This is a genomic window from Pseudoalteromonas sp. MMG012 (assembly GCF_018100875.1).
GTDB lineage: Bacteria > Pseudomonadota > Gammaproteobacteria > Enterobacterales > Alteromonadaceae > Pseudoalteromonas > Pseudoalteromonas aurantia.
Map to the genome: position 1 here is coordinate 1 of NZ_JAGJEF010000227.1, position 497 is coordinate 497.

General features: G+C 45.9%; 1 protein-coding gene. It reads left to right on the top strand.

What is annotated here, in order from left to right; all coding sequences use genetic code 11:
- Positions 1 to 126: 126 nt before the first annotated feature.
- Positions 127 to 497 (top strand): glycosyl hydrolase 108 family protein (locus J8L97_RS23180; protein WP_282098579.1); only part of this gene is annotated, 371 nt, incomplete at its 3' end.

Below are 497 nucleotides of genomic sequence, written 5' to 3' on the forward strand. Positions count from 1 at the left end.
GTTTTGTAAAAAAATGCAAAAAATTATCTATTAAGCTAGAAAACCAAGTAATTTTTTAACCCAGGTTAAAATACATTCCCTCGCGCGCTCGGCATTCTGTTAACAAACAGATTGGAGCCGAGACTAATGCTGACACCTCAACAACTAGAGCACTACAAACAACAACCCGAAATTGCAGCCGCACTAATTGGCTACAGCGAGGCGTTTTGCCGCAGCGTACTCACTATTTTGTATTTAGAGGGCGGCCTGCGCGATGACGGCGGTATTAACAATATTGCGTCAGACCGTGGCTGCTTAACCAAATTTGGCATTAGCCAGCGCGCATACCCGCAAACCGACATTGCTAATTTGAAAATTGGCACGGCCATTCGCTACTTCTACCGAGATTATTGGGAACCAATGCATTGTGACGAGCTAAATGCAGGTGTTGCACTCATGCTGCTTGACGGCACAGTGCAGCATGGCTTAAACGGCATGACACGCATTGTGCAACGTAC